The sequence below is a fragment of the Carnobacterium sp. CP1 genome, assembly GCF_001483965.1.
Classification (GTDB): Bacteria; Bacillota; Bacilli; order Lactobacillales; family Carnobacteriaceae; genus Carnobacterium_A; species Carnobacterium_A antarcticum.
Window position 1 is genome coordinate 2578157 of record NZ_CP010796.1, and the last position, 21362, is coordinate 2599518.

The following is a 21362-nucleotide window of genomic DNA, read 5'->3' on the forward strand; positions in this document are numbered from 1 at the left end:
AGAAAGCAAGAAGGAAAGCTATTTTCCTTCTTGCTTATTTTGTGCAAAAGGCTAAAAAGTGTCGCCCTTTTTTTGCAATAGAATGTTATAGTATAGGAGATAATAGTATATTGGAGGGTTTACATGATGGAAGAAAAAGAATTAAGAATGCTAAAAAGATTGACTGATGCAAAAGGCGTACCTGGGAATGAAAAGCAAGTACGCGATATTTTCGTTGAATATGCTGGAAAATCAGCTGATTCTATCGTTTTTGATGGTTTAGGAAGTGTGATAGCTAAACATGTCGGTGATAAATCAGGGCCTAAGATATTGTTTGCTGGGCATTTAGATGAAGTTGGGTTTATGGTCACAACGATTACAGAAGAAGGGTTTATCAAGTTTCAACCGCTTGGCGGGTGGTGGGCACAAGTTATGCTAGCTCAACAAGTCGAGATCACAACTTCAAAAAATGCTGTTTTACATGGAGTGATCGGCTGCAAGCCGCCGCATGTATTGACGGCTGAAGTGCGTAATAAAGCCTATGATATCAAAGATATGTTTATTGATATCGGTGCTTCTAGCAAAGAAGAAGCGAATTCTTGGGGCGTAAAACCGGGCGATATGATAACCCCATATATTGAATTTAAACGTTTGAATCACTCGAAATTTCTCTTGGCAAAAGCTTGGGATAATCGGATTGGTACTGCTGTAACCTTAAAAGTATTAGAAAATCTGCAAAAAGAAGGACACCCCAATAAAGCATTTGCTGTAGGAAATGTACAAGAAGAAGTCGGTTTACGCGGCGCAAAAACAGCTACTCATTTGGTTGATCCTGATATTGCTTTTGCACTTGATACGGGAACAGCTGGAGATACACCTGGAATGACTCCTAAAGAAGCAGATTCAAAACTAGGACAAGGTCCTCAGATCATTATTTATGATGCATCAATGGTTGCCCATAAAGGCTTGCGAGACTTTGTTGTCAATGTAGCTGAAGAGTTAGCTATTCCTTTTCAATATACGGTAATTGCCGGTGGCGGAACGGATGCAGGCAGTCAACACGTAACAAGGAATGGAGTTCCGGCTTTGGCTATCACAGTAGCGACTCGGTATTTACACTCACATACTTCGGTTATCCACGAAGATGATTACTTAAACACAGTCAAACTGGTTACAGAAGTCGTTAAACGATTAGACAATGAAACAGTTAAAAAAATTAAATTTGGGTAAAGTATTTTGCTGATACACAGCCTGGGGGAAAGCTTATAATGTACGAGGTCCCAGTAAACCAATCGTGGCTATTTTTATAAAGGGGGTAGAAACAGGCATGGAGAGAGCTAAAAAAAGAATCGTTGTTATTGGTGGTGGGATAACAGGGTTGACTGTAGCTTACCGAGTTAAACAAAAACTCGAAAAAGAAAATTTACCCTTTGAATTGATCCTGTTAGAAGGATCGTTAAAAATAGGTGGAAAAATTTATACTATGAAAGTAGACGATTATTATATTGATTTAGGTGCCGAATCGATTGATACTCGTTATCCTGAAGCTTTAAAGTTGATTGAAGAACTAGGACTAGAAGATCAGTTAATTTATAGCGAAGGTAATAAACCCGATATTTTCTTTTATAATAAGCTACACCAACTGAATTATCCTACATATAAAGGGATCCCTATTAAGCAAAACGATATATGGAAAGATAAGCTGCTGACTTTGCATGGAAAGTTGGCGAGTTACAAATCGACTTTTTTCCCAGTGAAGAAATTAAAAAAAGATATTGAAACAAGCACTTACCTGAAAAGACGTTTTGGAGATGAAATGGTTGAACACATTGTTGAACCTTTCTTTTCTAAAATTTACGCTAGTGATGTAGACCGAATGGGCATCAAAGCTTCAAAAGAACTAGCCTATGATTTGGAATTAAAATACGGAAGCTTGTCAAAAGGATTAGCACATCATCCAGAATTATTAGACGGTTCTGGTAATTATGTAACGTTTGAAAAAGGTTTATCCGTTTTAACTGAAGCGCTTGAAGAAGAGTTGAAAGGTCATATTCAATATAGCAAAAAAGTATTAGAAATCAAAAAGAATGAAGAAGGAACCTATATACTTGATATCAATGGAAAAGAACAAGTACGCGTTGGAGCTATTTGTATCGCCACACCGGCCACTGAATACGCAAAGTTGATTGATCACCAAGAGGTTAATGAGTTATTTAGTCAAATTCAAACAGCTTCAATTGGGTACATTCTTTTTAGTTTTCCAAAAAAAGCTATCAAAAACGAACCAAAAGGCTTCGGAATCGTCACACCTAGAAGAAACGATTCTTTTGTTACATCAATTGTTTTCTTAGATAAAAAATGGCCTTTTTTAAAAAAGGCAGACGAAACTTTGATTGGTGTCAACTTTGGTAGAAATGGCGAAGATACCTTAGTTTCGTTGAGCAATAGGGAGATTGAAGATTTTATTCGAGAAGATCTTAAGATTATATTAGGTATTACTGAAGAGCCTAACTATCGAATTGTAAAACGTTGGCCAAACGCTATCCCTCAGTATACGGCTTCTCAAGAAGACGAAATGCAGAAAATTTCTAAAGTGTTTCGAACAGAATTTCCCGGTATTTATATTGCAGGAAATGGGCTAGAAGGGTTTGGCATCAACCAGTGCATTAAACAAGGAAATCGTATCGGGAAACAAATAGTGGAATACACGAAAAAACAAAATTGTATCTAAGTGAAATGAAGTTAAATAAAAGAGTCCCTTTTGGAAACGAAAAAGGGCTTTTTTATTTTCAATTTTCGATTAGTGGTGTATGGTAATAATAGAAGACTAAAACAAAGAGGAGAGTTCAATGATGCAATTGACAGTATTAGGGTATTGGGGTGGCTACCCAACGAAAAACGAAGGAACGAGTTCTTATCTTTTAGAATCTCAAGGGTTTCACTTATTGATTGATGCAGGTAGTGCATCATTGATTTCACTTGAAAATCATCTTGACCCTTTAAACTTAGATGCCGTTCTTTTAACTCATTACCATCAGGACCACATTGCTGATGTAGGTGTGCTGCAATACACAAGACAGCTCAAAAGAATGGACCATGACGAACGCAGAGCGCCTATTCTGCCGATATATGGGCACCAAGAGGATCAAGAAAACTTTCAGCGGCTAACGATGGAGAGAGTCACTGAAGGTATCGGATATCAAGAAGAAGAACCATTGACCGTCGGACCTTTTGGGATACAATTTATGAAGACTTTGCATCCTGTTCCTTGCTTCGCCTTGAGAATCACTGAAGAAAGTACAGGGAAAGTATTCGTATTTACGGCCGATTCTGGTTACTTGCCAGAATTTATTCCATTCAGTCAAGATGCAGATGTTCTTTTAGCTGATACGAATTTTTTTGAGGGGATGGAAAACCATCGTGTTCACATGACCTCGATTGAAGTTGCCCGAATTGCAAAAGAAGCAAATGTCAAAAAATTGATTTTAACTCACTTGCCGCAAGAAGGCGATTTAGAGTTATTAAAAGCACAAGCGGTCAATGAAGCACCTGATTTACCTGTTATTTTAGCTGAAAAAGATTTGGTTATTCAGATATAAAAAAACCATTTAGCTAACCAATAAGGTATAGTTAATTTTAATGATCATAATGAAAAGAGGAATAACAACATGTATTTTGTCGCAAACGAACGCAATGGACAAGAAATTTCGGATCCACGTATCAACTTAGCCATCGAAACTTTTTTATTGAAACACTTAACTTTGGATGAACCCATCTTGCTTTTTTATATAAATGAGCCGTCTATTATCATTGGACGAAATCAAAATACGATTGAAGAGATCAACACGGATTATGTTGAAAAAAATAATATCCATATTGTTCGCCGATTATCAGGAGGAGGAGCAGTTTACCATGATTTTGGAAATTTATCCTTTTGTTTTATTACAAAAGATGACGGCAATTCGTTCCGCGATTTTGGCAAATTTACTGAACCGGTTATTCAATCGCTTCATAAAATGGGAGTAGAAGGAGCCGCTTTAGAAGGCCGCAATGATTTAGTGATCGACGGACAGAAGTTCTCTGGAAACGCGATGTATTCAACGAATGGCCGCATGACAGCTCATGGTACGCTAATGTTTGACAGTGATGTGGAAGCAGTTGTGGGAGCGTTGAAAGTTAGAAAAGATAAAATAGAATCTAAAGGAATCAAGTCGATCAGAAGCCGAGTTACCAATATTCGTCCTTATCTGTCGGATGATTATCAATACATTACAACGAAAGAATTCCGTGATAAGTTGTTATTAAATATTTTTGAGGTTGATTCGCGAGAAGATGTTAAAGAATATAAATTAACAGAAGAAGATTGGGAGAAAATCGAAGAAATTTCCGCCGAATATTACCGAAATTGGGACTGGAATTACGGAAAATCACCGAAATTTGAATTGATTCGTCGTCATCGTTTCCCAATTGGTTCAGTTGAGTTTCAAATGAATATCGATAAAGGCCACATTCAAAATGTCCGTATTTATGGAGACTTCTTTGGTTTAGGAGAAATTTCAGACGTTGAAAAAAAATTAACGGGGATTAAGTACGAACCTAAAGAAATTGCAGCAGTTTTAGACACAATTGACATTAAGCATTATTTTGGCAATATCACAAAAGAAGAGCTAGTGCACTTGATTTATTAAGAGGAATCAGCTAATAACAAATAATCAGGAACGGACTCACTATCTTGTGAGCCCGTTCCTGATTATTTGGGTTCTACGTCAACTAACGTTGGTGAAGAATTTTAGTCCCTTATTTAATTAAAAAACTTGAACACTTTTCATGGTAGCCATTGAGCTGCTATGAAAAGTGTTTTTTCTTTCTGTTTAGTAGCCGCTGGTTTCATATTAAAATGCAGAAGAATGCGATTTTTATAGTTTACGAAGTTTCGGTAGCCGTAGGCTACACGGTTAAGAACTTTGATCTTATTGTTGATTCCTTCAATTTTTCCGTTTGAATACTTATAGGCAACGGTATTTTTTATGTGCTTCATATGCTTTTTCAATGTTTTGAGGCTTGTCTTCATTGGTTTTGAAATAAGTGGATAATCTTTTTCTAAAATCTTTACTAGCTCATCATAGTCATTCTCTTCAAGAGCCATTAGAATCGTTTGATACACCTCATAAGTCTCTTTCAGAACGGTGTTGTAGCCCAACAGTTCGTCGACGATCGCTGATTCTAAGCGTAGACCAAATAAAGCATAATAAGTATAGGTTGTATAAGACAGTTCAGATTCTTTCTTTAGGATTTTTTTCCAAAACCGTTTTAATCGACGGTATTTTTTCATGTCTTCTCCATTTGAGGTGTTAAATTGATTCATGACCGTTACCCTTGTAAGGTTCAATGAACGATTGATCAGCTGGACAATATGAAAACGATCAATGATGATCTTGGCGTTTGGAAAAAGAACGGGAATAAAATTGACGTAACCAGCATTCATATCGACTGTAACGGTTTCTACTTTTTTTCTGGCCTTTAGGCCATACTGTGAAAGGAAATGGTCTTTTATCGTTCGGCTGTCTCGAGAAGGTAAAATATCAATGATCGTTCCTTTTTCGGCATCTATGTATTCAAAAGCCATTGTGCTATTGGCGTACTTAAACTCGTCAAACGAAAGATGCTTAGGAAGCCAGAGATAGTGGGTTTTGTAGTTCTTGGCTTGCTCGTTAATAACGCGCTGTGTCGTTGCTTCAGAGACTCCAATTTGACGAGAGATATCTTTTACAGATTGAGCCATAGAGGATTTATCTAAAATTTGTGCTTTTACAGGGTTTGAAATAAAACACTGTTCTTTCAATAGAGGCGTTTTCGCAGTAAATGTAGCCTGACATTCTTTGCACTTGAATCGTTGCTTTTTAAGCAGTAAATAGGTGGGATGAACGCCACTCATAGGCAAAGTAATGCGCGAAACCTGCGTCCCGTTACAATAGACGGTATACTGCTCGTTTGGTATATGGCACTTCATACATTCCTGAGGAATGTAGGTCAAACGACCTTTAATAAATTTACATTTTTTCCCCTTGAATTGACCGTATTCTACGCAATTCTCTTCAAAAACAATGTTTTTGTCTTGTATATCTAGTACTTTTCGCATATCATTTGATGTAGGCAAGTGAGTTCTCTCCTTTGAATGAGTTGTGGTGACTTTAATTCTACAGGAGAACTCACTTGTTTTCTATTTTCACGAAAAAAGACGTTAGCAAGTTTTCACTCACCAACGTCAAATATTGTACAACCATTATTTGTTTGATTTTAACGTGATTTTCTTCCAAGTCCAACAGCGTTTTTCATTTTTTGCAATGTTTTATTCGCAACTTTTCGAGCTGATTCAGCTCCTTGATCTAAGATGAGGTCTAGTTCGTCGGATTTCAGCAGTTCTGCATGTCGTTGTTGAATAGGTTCCATGACAGCGATGACAGCTGTTGCTAATTCATCTTTAAATTCCCCATATCCTTTGCCGGTATACATTGTGACTAATGAGTCAATGCTTTGGCCAGAAAAAGCAGAGAAAATAACCAAGAGATTAGAAATACCTGGTTTATTGATCGGATCATACTCGATGATTCCGCTTGAATCTGTTACAGCACTTTTAAATTTTTTACGAATAATAGAAGGCTCATCTAACATTGAAATAAATGATTTAGCATTTTTATCAGATTTGCTCATTTTTTTTGTTGGTTCTTGCAAACTCATAATACGTCCGCCTTCTTCAGGAATCTTCACTTCAGGTAAAGTCAAGATAGGCTGCCCAGAACTGTATTTATTGTTGAAACGTTCTACGAAATCACGTGTTAGTTCTAAGTGTTGCTTTTGATCATCTCCGACAGGAACTAAGTCAGTTTGGTATAAAATAATATCGGCAACCATCAAAGGAGGATAAGTCAATAATCCAGCAGACACTCCTGCACGTTTATTTTTCAAAGATTTGTCTTTAAATTGAGTCATTCGTTCTAACTCACCAAGGGATGTATTGCATTGAACGATCCAAGCCGCCTCAGCATGGGCTGAAACCTCCGATTGAATAAAGATAATCGATTTTTCAGGATCTAATCCAATAGCTAAATATAAAGCAGCGAGACTTTTGATTTGTTCTCTTAATTTTAACCGATCTTGAGGCATTGTAATAGCGTGTTCGTCAACGATACAGTAATAACTATTGTAGTCTTCTTGTAAAGCAACAAATTGCTTCATGGCTCCAATATAATTTCCGATAGTAGGAATCCCGCTAGGCTGAATTCCTGAAAAGATGGTTTGCATAAAAACACTCCTTTTGAAAATTGCAATACATTCATTATACGTTATAAAACCAAAAATGGGCAAAGAGTCTATTAACTTCTCTATTCTTTATTTAAAATAAGTAATGACCGGCTAAAGCGATAAGACAAATGATCAATAAGCCAAAACCTACTTTTAACGGGTATTTATAACCAGTTCCAACAGCTCTTGATAAAGCCATAAGTTCAGTTTCATCATCCACCAAAGGTTCCTTCCGTTTTGCTATAGCAGCAACTCTTCTCATACTGTAATGAAAGAAGTCAAAAACGCCTGAATGAAGAGTAGCCCAAAATAATCCGATGATCAAAAAAGCGCCAGCAATCATAAAAGTAAGATTAGTTGTCTGTAAAAAACTGATTTTTTGATAGAGAATCAATTCAGAAATTAAGCATAAAATAAGAATGATGATAATAAGATTAGTAGCAGTAAGTTTAAATCTCATTTTTTAACCTCCAGAAGATTCGTACTCTATTTAAATTTACATGAAAACAAATATAAATACAACGGAAAAATAAAATAACAATTTGATGAACAAACGGGTAGCATCAGCTGTGTTTATGCCATTTGTTTTTAATTTTTCGGCATTATAATATGGGTGAAACAAAAATTCTTTTGCAATTATGCTTTTGACAAGCTATTCTATATAGTATATTCTCTTTTTGAATAGAATTAAAATTAATCGTTGGAGGTGCTTAAATCGATGAAAAGTTATGCTAAATTTCTTGGGAAACGTATCTTGTATATGTTTTTGACATTATTCTTAATTGCATCGATCACATTCTTCCTGATGAAGCTCTTACCCGGTACTCCATACAGTAACCAGGATAAATTATCAGAGGAACAAATCTTTATCATGAATGAAAAATATGGACTAAATGAACCTGTTCCGGTTCAATACTTAGTTTATATAACCGGCTTATTGAAAGGAGATTTAGGTGTTTCTTTTCAATTCAATAACACTCCTGTAACAGAATTGCTGTCTACGCGGGTAGGGCCATCCATGCAGCTGGGGATTCAGGCGGTAGTCTTAGGAACGGTCTTAGGGATTATCTTAGGGGTTATAGCCGCTATGAATCAGAATACTTGGATCGATACAACAGCTACCTTTACAGCAATCTTAGGGCGGTCGATACCAAACTTTGTTATTGCAGTACTGTTACAGCTGATTTTTGGAGTTTACTTAAAGTGGTTCCCGATCGCTTTGTGGAATGATGGATTTCAGTCATCTGTCTTACCGACCTTAGCACTCGCCATTTCGCCTCTTGCAGATTCGGCTCGTTTTATTCGAACTGAGATGGTAGAGGTTCTTGGCAGTGATTATGTCGAATTGGCACGAGCTAAAGGTTTGAGCCGATGGATCGTAGCTTTTAAACACGGTGTTCGGAATGCCTTGATTCCTTTGGTAACCATTTTGGGGCCTATGGCTGTCGGTTTAATGACCGGTTCAATGGTTGTTGAAAATATTTTTGCTATTCCAGGGATTGGTGAACAATTCGTTAAATCAATTATGACTAATGACTATCCTACGATCATGGGTGTAACAGTTTTATACTCTGCAATGCTTGTAGGCATTATCTTAGTAGTGGATATTCTTTACGGAGTAATAGATCCACGTATTCGTGTTGCAACTGAAGGAGGGGACAATTAATGAGTGATTCAAAACAAAAAGCTGTTGTTGATGAGACAACTACCTTGCCTCCTGAAATGTTTGTTCCAGCTGGTAGTTTAAATGCAGCAGATAATGAAAAAATAGCAGCGCCTTCTTTAAGTTTTCTACAGGATTCTTGGAGACGATTAAAGAAAAATAAAGCTGCGGTAGTTAGTTTGTTTGTACTGATTATTTTTGTTATCTTAAGTATTGCAGCTCCGGTCATTTCGCCACATGATCCGAACCACCAAACGGTTTCACATGCTAACTTGCCGCCTAAAATTCCAGGATTAAACATTGATGGTTTAAACGGAACGCAAGTTATGGGGAATACACGTGTGGACAAATACGAACAGCAAGGTGTGCCAACAGATGCTTATTATATTTTAGGAACAGATGGCTTAGGCCGTGATTTGCTTTCGCGTATCTTACACGGAACCCGCGTGTCGCTCTTGATTGCCTTTGTCGCAGCGTTATTTGACTTAACCATAGGTGTTCTTTATGGATTAGTATCAGGTTGGGCTGGCGGAAAAGTTGATAACGCTATGCAACGGTTATTGGAGATTTTATCCGGTGTGCCAAACTTAGTTGTGGTTATCTTAATGTTATTAGTCTTAGACCCAGGTATTAAATCAATTATTATCGCTTTAGCGATTACAGGTTGGATTTCAATGGCTCGGGTTATTCGAGCACAAACATTGAAGTTGAAAAACCAAGAATATATTTTAGCAGCAAAAACATTGGGAGAGTCTCCCTTTAAAATTGCTATTAAACATTTGATTCCAAATTTATCAGGGATTATTATCATTCAAACAATGTTTTCAATTCCAGCGGCTATTTTCTTTGAAGCCTTCTTAAGTTTCATTGGTATTGGTATTCCAGCACCAACGGCTTCTTTAGGAACATTGATTAACGATGGTTACAAAACATTCCGTTTCTTACCACATTTGATGTGGTATCCGGCAGCTGTTATTTGTATTTTGATGATTTCATTTAACTTGCTAGCTGATGGTTTACGTGATGCATTTGATCCAAAAATGAAAGATTAGCGAGGTGAATCCGAATGAATAATGTATTAGAAGTTAAGAATTTGAATATCACATTCGACACCTATGCTGGTAAAGTAAAAGCCATTCGTGGTGTCAGTTTCAATTTAAAAAAAGGGGAGACATTAGCTATCGTCGGTGAGTCTGGTTCTGGTAAATCCGTGACGACTCGCAGTATTATGCGTTTGCTTTCTCAAAACGCTAATGTTGAGCAAGGCGAGATTTTGTTCAATGGCAGCGACCTAATTAAAAAAACCGAAAAAGAAATGCAAGGCATCCGAGGAAAGGATATCGCTATGATTTTCCAAGATCCGATGACGTCGCTTAATCCGACAATGACGATTGGAAAACAAGTATCTGAACCGATTCGCCTTCATCAAAAATTAAATAAAGATGAAGCATCTAAGCGTGCTCTAGAATTGTTAAATTTGGTAGGGTTGCCTCATGCTGAAAAACGTATGAAACAATACCCGCATCAATTTTCAGGTGGACAAAGACAACGAATCGTTATTGCGATTGCCTTAGCTTGTAATCCGGAAATTTTGATAGCTGATGAACCGACAACAGCTTTAGACGTAACAATTCAAGCGCAAATTCTTGATTTGATGAAAGAACTGCAAAAGAAAATTTCAACTTCGATTATTTTTATTACACATGATTTAGGCGTAGTAGCTAACGTAGCTGACCGCGTAGCGGTTATGTATGCTGGAAAAATCGTAGAAGTAGGAACTGTTGATGAGATTTTTTATAATCCACAACACCCATATACTTGGGGATTGATTAGTTCAATGCCTACATTAGAGATCAAAGAGACGCTTTATGCAATCCCAGGAACGCCTCCGGACTTACTGGATCCACCTGTAGGAGATGCTTTTGCTCCTCGTAACGAGTTTGCGATGAAAATCGATACTGAATTAGAACCGCCTTTGTTTAAAGTTTCTGAGACTCATTATGCAGCAACTTGGTTATTGCACCCTAATGCACCAGCAGTTGAACCACCTGCTGAAATTAAAGCACGTCAAGAAATCTATAAGCAAAAATTTTCAAAACATCAACACAATGAAGATTCAGCCGTTTTTGATGCTAACCATGAAGTAAAAGGAGGCGTCTAAAAATGGAGAACAGAGAAAAAATATTAGAAGTTAAAGGATTAAAGCAATACTTTAACAGTGGGACTAAAAATGAAGTTCGTGCAGTAGATGATGTGACTTTTGACATTTATAAAGGGGAGACTTTCGGTTTAGTTGGAGAGTCCGGTTCAGGTAAATCGACAACTGGTCGTTCAATTATTCGTCTTTACAACCCAACAGCTGGCGAAATAGATTTTCAAGGAACTAAAGTCCACAGTATTAAAGGTAAAAAGGAAATGTTGTCATTCAGAAGAGATATGCAAATGATTTTTCAAGATCCTTATGCTTCATTAAATCCGAAAATGAAAGTACGCGACATTATTGCCGAAGGAATTGATATTCATAATTTAGCTACTTCAACTGAAGACCGTAATCGTCAAGTAGATGAGTTGCTGAAAACGGTCGGACTAAATCCTGACCATGCTTCACGTTATCCGCATGAATTTTCAGGTGGCCAACGTCAGCGTATCGGAATCGCAAGAGCTCTTGCAGTTAAACCAAAATTTATTATTGCGGATGAACCTATCTCGGCTTTAGATGTTTCTATACAAGCCCAAGTAGTAAATTTGTTAATGGAATTACAAAAAACGCAAGATTTGACGTTCTTGTTTATTGCCCATGACTTATCAATGGTGAAATATATCAGTGACCGTATTGGAGTAATGAACAATGGTAAATTACTTGAATTAGCAGCTGCTGACGAAGTTTACAATAGACCTTTGCATCCTTATACGGAAAGTTTATTGTCTGCTGTTCCATTGCCGGATCCTGAGTATGAGCGCAATCGTGTCCGGACGCCTTATATTCGTAGAGAAGCAAATGAAGAAGCAGAAGAATTAAGAGAAATTACACCAGGACATTTTGTTTACTGTCGTGAATCAGATGTAGCAGCTTTGAAAGAAAAAAAAGCGAACTACGCGAAATAAATTCAAGTCGAAAAACAGACATTTCTAATATATTAGAAATGTCTGTTTTTATGTCTTCTATTTTTTAATGCAAAAAAACTTATTTACAATAAAGACTTAATTGTAATGATTATCAATATACAATTATTGACTATGAACGTTGATGCATAAAGGATTTTGTTGAGTTAAATGTGAACGGAAAATCGTGGAGTACAGAGATAACAACGAAAAATGTCTTAAAAGTGACGGAACTTTGACAAAAAGGGTAGTATTATTTTTTTAGGTAGTGTATAATAGGTCTTGTAAGCCAGTTAAGGGTGTCATTAAAATTATTTTATTGGCTATCTATCCGACTAAAAAAGGAGAGACATAACATATGGTTACTTTATATACATCACCTAGTTGTACTTCATGCCGCAAAGCTCGTGCGTGGTTAGAAGAAAACAACATTACTTATACAGAAAGAAATATTTTTTCTGAACCTTTATCTATTCCTGAGATTAAATCAATTTTGCGGATGACGGAAGATGGAACAGAAGAAATCATTTCTACTAGATCAAAGGTCTTTCAAGAATTAGATGTTGATTTAGATGATTTACCTCTTCAAAACTTGTTTGATTTAATTCAAGTAAATCCTGGGCTTTTACGTCGACCAATCATGTTAGATGATAAAAGATTGCAAGTAGGATACAATGAAGATGAAATTCGACGCTTTTTACCTAGAGAAGTTCGTGCGCTTGAATTACAGCATGCACAAAAAATCGTTGGGTATTAAATTTGAGAGAATGATTTAATAGAGTCTGGAACAGAATTGCTTTTAAGTAATTCTATTCCAGGCTTTTCCGTATTTATTAAACTAATAAACTAAACAGAGTTAATAAATGCAAAGTATTTTTTTGCTTGTTTAAAAGTGGGATTGGGCCTGCTTTAATTAATGAGAGCTCGTAAGAAGAGGATCTCTCGAAGCAGCTATTTTTTTCGGACACTTTTATCTTTACATTTAATATATTTGCTTTAAAATAGTTAGTATAAATAGTTCTTGCGATTATTTGAAGATAACCGCAGAAATGAAGAAATGAGGTGTAGGACTATGGAAATGGAACACATAAATGAAAATACAATCCGTGTACTCATTGGAAATGCTGATTTGGAAGAAAGAGGCATAACCTTTTTAGATCTTTTAGGGAATCATAAACAGATTGAAGAATTCTTTTACAGTATTTTGGAAGAAGTCGACGTGGATGAACAGTTCCATGAATCTGATGCAATTACATTTCAGGTTTTACCTAATGGCAGTGGTTTAGAATTGTTCATTAGTAAAGGTGGTCCATTAAGCGAAGATATTGACTTTTCTTCAGCATCTGATAATTTTGGTTCAGGAGATTTTTCACAGTTGATAAAAAAACAATTAGTTCAAGATGGACAAACAGATAACGTAGAAAATTATTTAGGCAATCCAAATAAAGAAATTGAAGAAGTTGTCTTGCGTTTCAATCAATTCGAAGACATGGTTTCACTATCAAAAAGATTGTATCTAGACAATGCAGCATCGAATCTTTATTTATATAAAGGCGATTATTTCTTGCATTTAGTTTTCTTTGTTGAAGAGATGATTGAACGAAGCGTTGATGAAGAGGTTTCTTTAGCACTTGAATTTGCTGAAAAGACTCCCATTACTCATGGTGTGTTGACTGAGCATGGACAATTGATCATGGAAAACAGCGCACTAGAGTTAACACGTTACTATTTCAAATAAGTATATAGGTGAAGGAACTAAGAGACGGAAAGCCTCTTAGTTCCTTTTTTTGTTTGTTCTTTTTTAGAAACAGAAATTAGGCCATTCTGCGGATAGTTCAATAAACCTGAGGAATGGAAGTGATGTATATGTTAGTAGCGTTAAATCAAAAAAATCAACACGTTTATGCAGATAAGCTGAAAACAGAAAGGAGAACAAACACTAAAAAAGAAGAATATATCTGCCCTTGCTGCCAAGCACCGGTTTTTTTAAAACAAGGAAAATTAAAACAAGCTCATTTTGCCCATTATCATCAGACGACTTGCCAAGTATTTTCTGAAGGTGAGACAGAAGAACATCTATTAGGGAAAAAATTGCTGTTTGAGTGGTTTGTCAAACAAGGAGTTCCTTGTCAGTTAGAAGCCTATTTGCCGGGCTTAAAACAACGGCCAGATTTACTTGTTTGGTTAAATTCAAAGACTCCAATAGTCATTGAGTTTCAATGCAGCTCATTATCATCGGACAGAATGATCGAACGAACAGAAGGCTATCAGAACAACCAGTATGAAGTTTATTGGATTTTGGGATCAAAATTTAAATTTACACAAAAACTTACTTCGTTTCAGCGTTTATTTATGAAAAAAAATAAAACATATGGTTATTACCTTTATAGTTTAGATGTTTACCAACGACAGTTGCATTTAATTTCTAATATCCATCAAAAAAAAGTGTCACAGCAAGTAGCATGTGAAAAGACAACATTTAAATCAGCAGGACATTTTTCTGATCTTTTTATGAAGCAAGCTATAGAAATAAAAATGGAATCACCTTTTTATTGTCGCCCACAAGAGACACTGAAGAAAGAACTGCTGCAGAGCCATCTGCTCTTGAATCGTAGGAGAAGATACCAAGAGCCTGAAATGGTAGCTTTTCAAAAATATATTTACCGCCATGGGCATTCGCTTGTTTCGTTGCCCAAGGAGGTGTATCTACCAGTTGAAAACAAAGTTGCCATTAAAACAATGCCTCATTTTTGGAAATATATCTTACTCGAATGGCTCGTTCAAAAAGAATTGAAAACTATTCTAACTAAGCAAGAAATTGACAATCAAATAAAAAGAATGATAGATAAGCAGCAGCTAGTGTTTTTTACAATGCCATTAGTCACTTTAAATGAGCAAATCGATTCCCTTTTACCATTCATTGAATCCTTAACTACTCAAGGAATTTTAGAAAAAATAACCAAAAAAGAGTGGCGGATAAAAGCTAAACCTTATTATTATCTAAATGAACAAGAAAAAATAAAAGACTTTTCTGGGACTAAAACGGCTATGGAGAACTGAAGAGGGAAAAAAACATCTCTTTTGGAAACTTTAATGTGTGGTTATTGCTTTAATACCTACCGTGTAATCATGAAAACATGATGAAAATAACTGTACTAACTCTTCTCCAGCCAAATAAAAATAGTGAAGATTCTTTATATTTCACTAATACATCCTAAAAAGCGACTCCATAAGGGGCACTCACATAAAAGAACCTTTATTTATGTGAAAGGTATGTTAAAATTAAAAAGTGATGAAAATTAGGAGGGATTAGTATGGAAGAATCAAAAAAATTACCAAAACGTGAAGAAGTCCCCGTAGCATTGACTTGGGATTTAAATGTTATTTTTGAGTCTGATGAAGCGTTTCATGCAGCCTATCAAGAATTGGAACAAAAGATAGCTGGAATAGCTGCATTTAAAGGGAGATTAACAGAAAGTGCTGAAACGTTCTTGCATTGTATTCAATATATTCTTGAAATTTCCAACGAGCTGGAAACGTTGTATGTTTACGCTCACTTAAAAAATGATCAAGATACAGCCAACGCCGTATATCAAGGAATGTACGACCGCGCTTCTTCACTAGCAACTAAAGCAGGAGAAGCAATTTCTTGGTTTGAACCTGAAGTATTAGAAATCCCAGAAGAAAAATTGTCTGGTTATTTAAAAGAAAACAAAGATTTAGTTATGTATCAACATTACATTGATCAATTGACAGCTTCTAGAAAACACATTCTGTCAGCTAATGAGGAAGCTCTCTTGGCAGGAGCAGGAGAAATTTTTGGAGCTTCAAGCCGGACCTTTAATGTTTTGAATAATGCTGACTTACAGTTTCCAGTAATCAAAGATGAGAACGGCGACGATATCCAATTATCGCACGGAGTCTATGGACAACTGATGGAAAGTATGAATCGTTCTGTACGTGAAGCTGCTTTTAAAAATTTATACCAAGTCTATCAGGGGTTGAACAATACCTTCGCTAGTACCTTGTCTTCGCATGTTAAATACCATAATTACAATGCAAAAGTGCATCATTACCAATCTGCACGTGAGAAAGCATTGGCAGCAAACCATATTCCTGAAACAGTATACGATACGTTATTAGAGGTTGTCGATGATAATCTGCCGCTGCTTCATCGTTATGTAGCTTTAAGAAAAGAACTATTAAACGTTGACGAATTGCATATGTACGATATGTATACGCCTATTACTGGAGAAGCAGGCATCAAGTTCACTTATGAAGACGCTAAAGAAACAACAATGGAAGCCTTAAAACCACTAGGAGAAGAATACCTAGCTGTGTTAGAGAAAGCTTTTCAAGAGCGTTGGATCGATGTTGTAGAGAATGCAGGCAAGCGTAGCGGTGCATACTCTTCAGGAGCTTATGAAACCAATCCCTATATTTTACTAAACTGGCACGATTCATTAAATCATTTATATACGTTAGTTCATGAACTGGGACATAGCGCGCATAGCTATTTTACTAGAGCAAACCAACCATATGTCTACGGAGATTATTCTATTTTCTTAGCTGAAATTGCTTCGACAACTAACGAAAATATCTTGACCGAATATTTATTAGAAACTCAAAAAGACCCTCAAGTGCGTGCTTATATCTTAAATCATTATTTAGATGGTTTTAAAGGAACTATTTTCCGGCAAACACAATTTGCTGAATTTGAGCATTTTATTCATGAAGAAACAGCAAAAGGCACACCTTTAACCAGTGATTTTTTAAATCAAGCTTATGGAAAATTGAATGCACGCTACTATGGTCCAGCAGTTGAAGAAGATTCTGAAATTGCATTTGAATGGTCGCGTATTCCTCATTTTTATTACAATTATTATGTTTACCAATATGCAACAGGGTTTTCAGCAGCAACAGCGTTAGCAGCCAAAATCTTAAAAGATGAAGAAGGTACATCATTAGAGAACTACCTGACTTATTTGAAATCAGGCAGTAGTGATTATCCGATTGAAGTCATGAAAAAAGCAGGAGTAGATATGACAGAAAAAAACTATATTCAAGAAGCGATGACTGTTTTTGAAACTAGGTTAAATGAGTTGGAGACGTTGATTGAAACGTTGAAGGCTTAAAGCTAGCGAATAAGAAAGCATAAAAAAGAACCTATATCCATGTACTGCTCCTAAAACTGTCAGTTTCGGGAATAGCATATGGATAGGTTCTTTTTTTTTGAATAACTATTATTTTTGCTTAAAGAACGTGCAGATGATTTTTCTTCACGACAGGCAATTGATTGGAAGCAATTGCAATCGGATTGCTTTCATAAACTTCTGAGCCTTGGGCACATAATTTTTCCAGTAAATCTACCGTAATGTATTCTTCAATCAAAAGTCCATGATCTTTGTGCTGGTCACTAAAGACTACACAAGAAGGAGTTGTAAGAATGTTCATTTCACGAGCAATTTTTTGGTCAGCTTCAAAAGCTGCTTTAGCAAATTCTGATTTCTTATCTTCTAAAAACATCGGGATATCTAAATTTGATTCATAAGCGATTTGTTGCAATAATTTTTGAGAGAAAGGGAGATTGTCAATAGTTAAAGCTTGCTGCATAGCCATTAAAAATACGCGGCCTTTTTTCTTGCCTTGCATACAAGCAGCCGAGTAAGCCAAACAAGCTTCATAAGTTTGAGAAAAAAGCTCGTTTCTTAAGTTTAGATCTTTTGCTGGCAATTCTAATGCCTTCATGTAATCAGAGAATGTCTTGAAATTGTGGACAGGAATAAAATGAAAATGAACTTTTTCTTCACAAGATTGTATAAAGTCCATTACCCCTTTTTCTGCTTGATAACAAACAGAACCGATGGGATTAATAAATAAATAAATCTCAATAACTTGTTTAAAATGATTCCCTTTTTCGGAATGCGTGGTTGAGAGCATAACAATTCACCTTAGCTTCATATATTTTTTTACGCGTGTTGCTCCTACCAGCAACATATATACCTTAACAAATATCTTTGAAAAAAAGTAACAAAAGAACTTATTTCTAAATGGGTACAAAACAAATTTGTAACAAATCTGCCACAAATTAAAATTCAATCCGTTATTGGAGAATTTAATGAGAAGGCTTCTAGCATTCTTACTATTTTATTTTTAGAAGGTCGTTTCATTAAATGATGCACTTCTAAAAAACGATTAAAGATTTGTTCTCCGCTATCTGCATCATGAGTTTCAAACTCTAATTCAAAATCCGTTTGTTCTCCATAAAAACTATGGTCTAAGACAAATAATCCATCTTTAGTTTCTTTTTCAAAACGTTTGGTTTTAAGTGAACCAATCAATTGAACACTATCAGGATCTACTTTTAAGCTTTGGAGTTTTTTGGCTACTGCCCCAGTTTGTAAAATGCTGTTTTTCGAAATCAATTCTTTAGCAGTTTTTAAAGACAGCGGGTCTGTTGTTTCTAGTAAATGGTCGCCTAAAGGAGTTTTAAGTGTTAATTCAGCAGAATTTGGCATGATACGGATTCTTAACCCGCATCTCAGGTGTTTTAAATCTTCATGAATTGTATCATAGTAATGATTTTCTTGAAAGAAAAAGCTCTTTTCTTTCGCTTGAAAATAAAGCAGCAGCTTTTGGTATTCGCTAGCCGTTAACATATTTTTGAATTCAATTTCTAGTTGTTCGCTCATGCTTATATTCGTCTCCTTATTCATTTTCGGTTATTAGGGTATGGATTAAGAACTTAATAGTAAAAGGCATCTATCTATGATACCATTTTTTATTTTCATCAGGGGATATTTCTTCTTTTAATACATATATGTTAAAATATACTTGTATGTATTAAATAAATGAAACCGTATTGAAATGACAGGTAAAGAAGGTATGATTGATGGAAGAAAACCAGAGTTGGGATGAGTTTTTAGTACCTTATCAACAAGCAGTGGAAGAATTAAAAATCAAATTAAAAGGAATCCGAAAACAATTTAGAAAAGAAAATTTGCACACGCCAATTGAATTCGTTACAGGAAGGGTCAAACCTGTCGACAGTATTCTAGCAAAAGCTGAATTGCGCAATATCCCTTTGAAACATTTAGAAACGGATATGCAAGATATTGCCGGTTTGCGAATCATGTGTCAATTCGTAGAAGATATTCATGAAGTAGTGCGGTTATTAAGAAACCGAAACGATATAAAGATCATTGAAGAACGAGATTATATCACCAATAAAAAAGAAAGTGGTTACCGTTCGTATCATGTTGTTTTTGAATATCCGGTACAAGTAATCGAAGGAGAAAAAATTATTTTAGCAGAAGTGCAGATCAGAACGCTTTCGATGAACTTTTGGGCGACGATAGAGCATTCATTAAATTACAAATACAATGGCGAATTTCCTGAAGATATCAAACTTCGATTGAAGAGAGCAGCTGAAGCAGTATTTCAATTAGATGAAGAAATGTCTCAAATTCGTGAAGAGATTCAAGAAGCGCAACATATGTTTTCATATAGTAAAAGAAGCAGTACAGAAGAAACGGAAAACAAAAAGCAACCATAGTTTTTTGAAACACTGTAGGAGAAAGGAGGGTAACTGTGAAAATTGCAATTGTCCATAATAATAATGAAAGCTCCATTACTTTAGCAGGAGAGCTGCGTTTGCTCCTTAAAAAAGCAGCGCTCAAAATAGATGAACGTCATCCTGATTTAGTCATCACGATCGGCGGGGATGGTACATTGTTGTCTGCATTTCACCGTTACGCACATATGCTAGACCGTGTGCGTTTTGTGGGAGTACACACAGGACACTTGGGCTTCTATACGGACTGGAGAGACTATGAATTGTCAGAACTAGTGACAAGTTTAATTCATGATAAAGGAGAAAGCATCAGTTACCCTTTATTGGATGTGCGGGCCACTTATCAAGGGCGCAAAGAACCGTCCCATTTTTTAGCATTAAATGAATCGACAATGAAGCGAGTCGATGGTACGATGGTATGCGATGTATTTATTAAAGATGAACTGTTGAGCGTTTTAGAGGAGACGGCATCTGTATCTCTACGCCTACTGGGTCAACGGGGTATAATAAATCGGTTGGAGGAGCAATTATTCACCCGAGGTTGGAAGCGATGCAGCTAGCTGAAATAGCTTCGATCAACAACCGTGTCTTTCGGACCTTAAGTTCGCCGATGATCGTTGCACCAGATGAATGGATCCGAATTAAACCTATAACGACTGATGGGTTTGTTTTGACTATCGATCAACTATCGTCATCTGAGAAAAATATTATCGATTTACAATATCGGATAGCAAAAGAACGCATTCATTTTGCTCGTTACCGCCATACGCATTTTTGGAGCCGAGTAGAAGACGCATTTATTGGAGCGAAAAATAAATATGAAATTTAGCTGGACTTATCAATCATCAGAAAAACAGCAAGTAAAAACATTTTTAGGAACAAAAGGGATTTCACGCAGTTTGCTGGCGAAGGTGAAGTTTCAAGGCGGTAAAATTACGGTTAACAATCAAATTGAAAATGTGCTCTATCATTTACAAAAAAGTGATGTGGTAGAAATAACCATTCCAGATGAAAAAGGGCATGATACAACCATTCCCATCGATATCCCTATTGACATTGTTTATGAGGATGCTAATTTTTTAGTAGTAAACAAACCTTTTGGTGTGGCTTCTATTCCATCTAAGGTTCATCCAGCAGGAACAATGGCCAATCGTGTGAAAGGATACTACGTTAAACAAGGATATAAAAATCAAGTCATCCATATTGTGACGCGTTTGGATCGAGATACGACAGGGTTGATGCTTTTTGCTAAGCATGGTTACGCGCACGCTTTATTGGATAAAGAGCTGAGAAAAAAACAATTGCACAAAAAATACATTGCTTTATTAACAGGAAAATTAAAAGAAAACCAGCATGGGATAATTGAAGCGCCGATTGCTAGACCAAAAGACTCCATTATCAAGAGAATCGTCCATCCAGATGGAAAGATGGCCTTGACAGAATATTGGGTAAGAGAAGAATTTGAAGAAGCGACATTAGTAGATATTCAGTTGCATACTGGCAGAACTCATCAAATTCGAGTGCATTTTACTCATATCGGAAACCCGCTTATGGGAGATGACCTTTATGGCGGAGAGTGGAATCAATGGGTCAAAAGACAAGCTTTACATTGTCGTGAACTAGATTTCATTGATCCTTTTACACAAGAAAAGATTGTTTTAGAGGCGGACTATCCGGTCGATATTGCTGAGTGGCTTGAACGCCAACGAGCAATAGAAAATCACCGGTAGAAAGGGGGAGCTT

19 protein-coding genes and 1 pseudogene are annotated in these 21362 nt (G+C 36.2%); 15 read left to right on the top strand and 5 right to left on the bottom strand.

Annotated features, from left to right (window positions below; genetic code table 11):
• The first annotated feature begins 126 nt into the window (after positions 1 to 126).
• The 4 genes from NY10_RS12175 (at position 127) to lplA (ending at position 4667) form a co-directional block, all read left to right on the top strand.
• Positions 127 to 1209: a M42 family metallopeptidase gene (locus tag NY10_RS12175; RefSeq protein ID WP_058920336.1), complete on the top strand. Its 1083-nt coding sequence runs from the start codon at positions 127 to 129 to the stop codon at positions 1207 to 1209.
• A 97-nt stretch (positions 1210 to 1306) separates the two neighbouring features.
• Positions 1307 to 2710, top strand: coding sequence for a protoporphyrinogen oxidase (hemG, locus tag NY10_RS12180; protein ID WP_058920171.1), 1404 nt, complete (start codon positions 1307 to 1309; stop codon positions 2708 to 2710).
• 121 nt (positions 2711 to 2831) lie between these two features.
• On the top strand, positions 2832 to 3578 hold the full coding sequence (locus NY10_RS12185) for an MBL fold metallo-hydrolase (RefSeq protein WP_058920337.1): 747 nt from the start codon (positions 2832 to 2834) through the stop codon (positions 3576 to 3578).
• 69 nt (positions 3579 to 3647) lie between these two features.
• Positions 3648 to 4667 (top strand): lipoate--protein ligase, encoded by a 1020-nt coding sequence (gene lplA, locus NY10_RS12190; RefSeq protein WP_058920172.1) that lies wholly within the window; start codon positions 3648 to 3650, stop codon positions 4665 to 4667.
• A gap of 137 nt (positions 4668 to 4804) precedes the next feature.
• Here lplA and NY10_RS12195 read toward each other — a convergent pair whose 3' ends face one another.
• The 3 genes from NY10_RS12195 to NY10_RS12205 form a co-directional block, all read right to left on the bottom strand.
• Positions 4805 to 6136 carry an ISL3 family transposase gene (locus NY10_RS12195; protein ID WP_156413298.1) on the bottom strand — a complete coding sequence of 444 codons (1332 nt, stop codon included), beginning with the start codon at positions 6134 to 6136 and terminating at the stop codon, positions 4805 to 4807.
• A 140-nt stretch (positions 6137 to 6276) separates the two neighbouring features.
• Complete coding sequence (gene trpS / locus NY10_RS12200) at positions 6277 to 7281, bottom strand: tryptophan--tRNA ligase (RefSeq protein ID WP_058918075.1); 1005 nt, start codon at positions 7279 to 7281, stop codon at positions 6277 to 6279.
• A gap of 91 nt (positions 7282 to 7372) precedes the next feature.
• On the bottom strand, positions 7373 to 7741 hold the full coding sequence (locus NY10_RS12205; protein WP_058918076.1) for a DUF3899 domain-containing protein: 369 nt from the start codon (positions 7739 to 7741) through the stop codon (positions 7373 to 7375).
• Between the two features lie 258 nt (positions 7742 to 7999).
• On the opposite strand from NY10_RS12205, the gene opp3b reads away from it, so the two are divergent.
• From opp3b to pepF, 8 genes are all read left to right on the top strand, one after another.
• A complete protein-coding gene (gene opp3b, locus NY10_RS12210) occupies positions 8000 to 8947 on the top strand; it encodes an oligopeptide ABC transporter permease (RefSeq protein ID WP_058918077.1) in 948 nt (315 codons plus the stop codon).
• Positions 8948 to 9003: 56 nt separating this feature from the next.
• The gene (gene opp3C, locus NY10_RS12215) at positions 9004 to 9996 is read left to right on the top strand and encodes an oligopeptide ABC transporter permease (RefSeq protein ID WP_156413299.1); all 993 of its coding nucleotides are present in this window, start codon (positions 9004 to 9006) and stop codon (positions 9994 to 9996) included.
• Positions 9997 to 10010: 14 nt separating this feature from the next.
• Positions 10011 to 11105, top strand: coding sequence for an ABC transporter ATP-binding protein (locus NY10_RS12220; protein ID WP_058918079.1), 1095 nt, complete (start codon positions 10011 to 10013; stop codon positions 11103 to 11105).
• 2 nt (positions 11106 to 11107) lie between these two features.
• Positions 11108 to 12049 (top strand): ABC transporter ATP-binding protein, encoded by a 942-nt coding sequence (locus tag NY10_RS12225; RefSeq protein WP_058918080.1) that lies wholly within the window; start codon positions 11108 to 11110, stop codon positions 12047 to 12049.
• Positions 12050 to 12404: 355 nt separating this feature from the next.
• Positions 12405 to 12803 carry a transcriptional regulator SpxA gene (spxA, locus tag NY10_RS12230; RefSeq protein ID WP_058918081.1) on the top strand — a complete coding sequence of 133 codons (399 nt, stop codon included), beginning with the start codon at positions 12405 to 12407 and terminating at the stop codon, positions 12801 to 12803.
• Between the two features lie 315 nt (positions 12804 to 13118).
• Entirely contained in the window at positions 13119 to 13784 is a 666-nt protein-coding gene (locus NY10_RS12235; protein WP_058918082.1) for an adaptor protein MecA, read from the top strand.
• A 122-nt stretch (positions 13785 to 13906) separates the two neighbouring features.
• The gene (locus NY10_RS12240) at positions 13907 to 15106 is read left to right on the top strand and encodes a competence protein CoiA (RefSeq protein ID WP_201089529.1); all 1200 of its coding nucleotides are present in this window, start codon (positions 13907 to 13909) and stop codon (positions 15104 to 15106) included.
• 254 nt (positions 15107 to 15360) lie between these two features.
• Entirely contained in the window at positions 15361 to 17181 is a 1821-nt protein-coding gene (gene pepF / locus NY10_RS12245; RefSeq protein WP_058918085.1) for an oligoendopeptidase F, read from the top strand.
• A 118-nt stretch (positions 17182 to 17299) separates the two neighbouring features.
• Here pepF and NY10_RS12250 read toward each other — a convergent pair whose 3' ends face one another.
• On the bottom strand, positions 17300 to 17986 hold the full coding sequence (locus NY10_RS12250) for a DsbA family protein (RefSeq protein ID WP_058918086.1): 687 nt from the start codon (positions 17984 to 17986) through the stop codon (positions 17300 to 17302).
• 155 nt (positions 17987 to 18141) lie between these two features.
• Positions 18142 to 18738, bottom strand: coding sequence for a CYTH domain-containing protein (locus NY10_RS12255; RefSeq protein WP_058918087.1), 597 nt, complete (start codon positions 18736 to 18738; stop codon positions 18142 to 18144).
• A 200-nt stretch (positions 18739 to 18938) separates the two neighbouring features.
• Here NY10_RS12255 and yjbM point away from each other — a divergent pair, with 200 nt between their 5' ends.
• The 3 genes and pseudogenes from yjbM to NY10_RS12270 all read left to right on the top strand — a co-directional run bounded on the left by yjbM (position 18939) and on the right by NY10_RS12270 (position 21349).
• Complete coding sequence (gene yjbM, locus NY10_RS12260) at positions 18939 to 19601, top strand: GTP diphosphokinase (protein ID WP_058918088.1); 663 nt, start codon at positions 18939 to 18941, stop codon at positions 19599 to 19601.
• 35 nt (positions 19602 to 19636) lie between these two features.
• A pseudogene (locus tag NY10_RS12265) lies at positions 19637 to 20448 on the top strand (NAD kinase).
• Positions 20438 to 21349 carry an RluA family pseudouridine synthase gene (locus NY10_RS12270; protein ID WP_058918090.1) on the top strand — a complete coding sequence of 304 codons (912 nt, stop codon included), beginning with the start codon at positions 20438 to 20440 and terminating at the stop codon, positions 21347 to 21349. The pseudogene NY10_RS12265 and the gene NY10_RS12270 overlap by 11 nt, the downstream one beginning before the upstream one ends.
• Positions 21350 to 21362 lie beyond the last annotated feature (13 nt).

Coding starts and splice junctions, on each gene's coding strand:
- NY10_RS12175 (WP_058920336.1), top strand. CDS start 127: ATGGAAGAAAAAGAATTAAGAATGCTAAAAAGATTGACTGATGCAAAA.
- hemG (WP_058920171.1), top strand. CDS start 1,307: ATGGAGAGAGCTAAAAAAAGAATCGTTGTTATTGGTGGTGGGATAACA.
- NY10_RS12185 (WP_058920337.1), top strand. CDS start 2,832: ATGCAATTGACAGTATTAGGGTATTGGGGTGGCTACCCAACGAAAAAC.
- lplA (WP_058920172.1), top strand. CDS start 3,648: ATGTATTTTGTCGCAAACGAACGCAATGGACAAGAAATTTCGGATCCA.
- trpS (WP_058918075.1), bottom strand. CDS start 7,281: ATGCAAACCATCTTTTCAGGAATTCAGCCTAGCGGGATTCCTACTATC.
- NY10_RS12205 (WP_058918076.1), bottom strand. CDS start 7,741: ATGAGATTTAAACTTACTGCTACTAATCTTATTATCATCATTCTTATT.
- opp3b (WP_058918077.1), top strand. CDS start 8,000: ATGAAAAGTTATGCTAAATTTCTTGGGAAACGTATCTTGTATATGTTT.
- opp3C (WP_156413299.1), top strand. CDS start 9,004: ATGTTTGTTCCAGCTGGTAGTTTAAATGCAGCAGATAATGAAAAAATA.
- NY10_RS12220 (WP_058918079.1), top strand. CDS start 10,011: ATGAATAATGTATTAGAAGTTAAGAATTTGAATATCACATTCGACACC.
- NY10_RS12225 (WP_058918080.1), top strand. CDS start 11,108: ATGGAGAACAGAGAAAAAATATTAGAAGTTAAAGGATTAAAGCAATAC.
- spxA (WP_058918081.1), top strand. CDS start 12,405: ATGGTTACTTTATATACATCACCTAGTTGTACTTCATGCCGCAAAGCT.
- NY10_RS12235 (WP_058918082.1), top strand. CDS start 13,119: ATGGAAATGGAACACATAAATGAAAATACAATCCGTGTACTCATTGGA.
- NY10_RS12240 (WP_201089529.1), top strand. CDS start 13,907: ATGTATATGTTAGTAGCGTTAAATCAAAAAAATCAACACGTTTATGCA.
- pepF (WP_058918085.1), top strand. CDS start 15,361: ATGGAAGAATCAAAAAAATTACCAAAACGTGAAGAAGTCCCCGTAGCA.
- NY10_RS12250 (WP_058918086.1), bottom strand. CDS start 17,986: ATGCTCTCAACCACGCATTCCGAAAAAGGGAATCATTTTAAACAAGTT.
- NY10_RS12255 (WP_058918087.1), bottom strand. CDS start 18,738: ATGAGCGAACAACTAGAAATTGAATTCAAAAATATGTTAACGGCTAGC.
- yjbM (WP_058918088.1), top strand. CDS start 18,939: ATGGAAGAAAACCAGAGTTGGGATGAGTTTTTAGTACCTTATCAACAA.
- NY10_RS12270 (WP_058918090.1), top strand. CDS start 20,438: ATGAAATTTAGCTGGACTTATCAATCATCAGAAAAACAGCAAGTAAAA.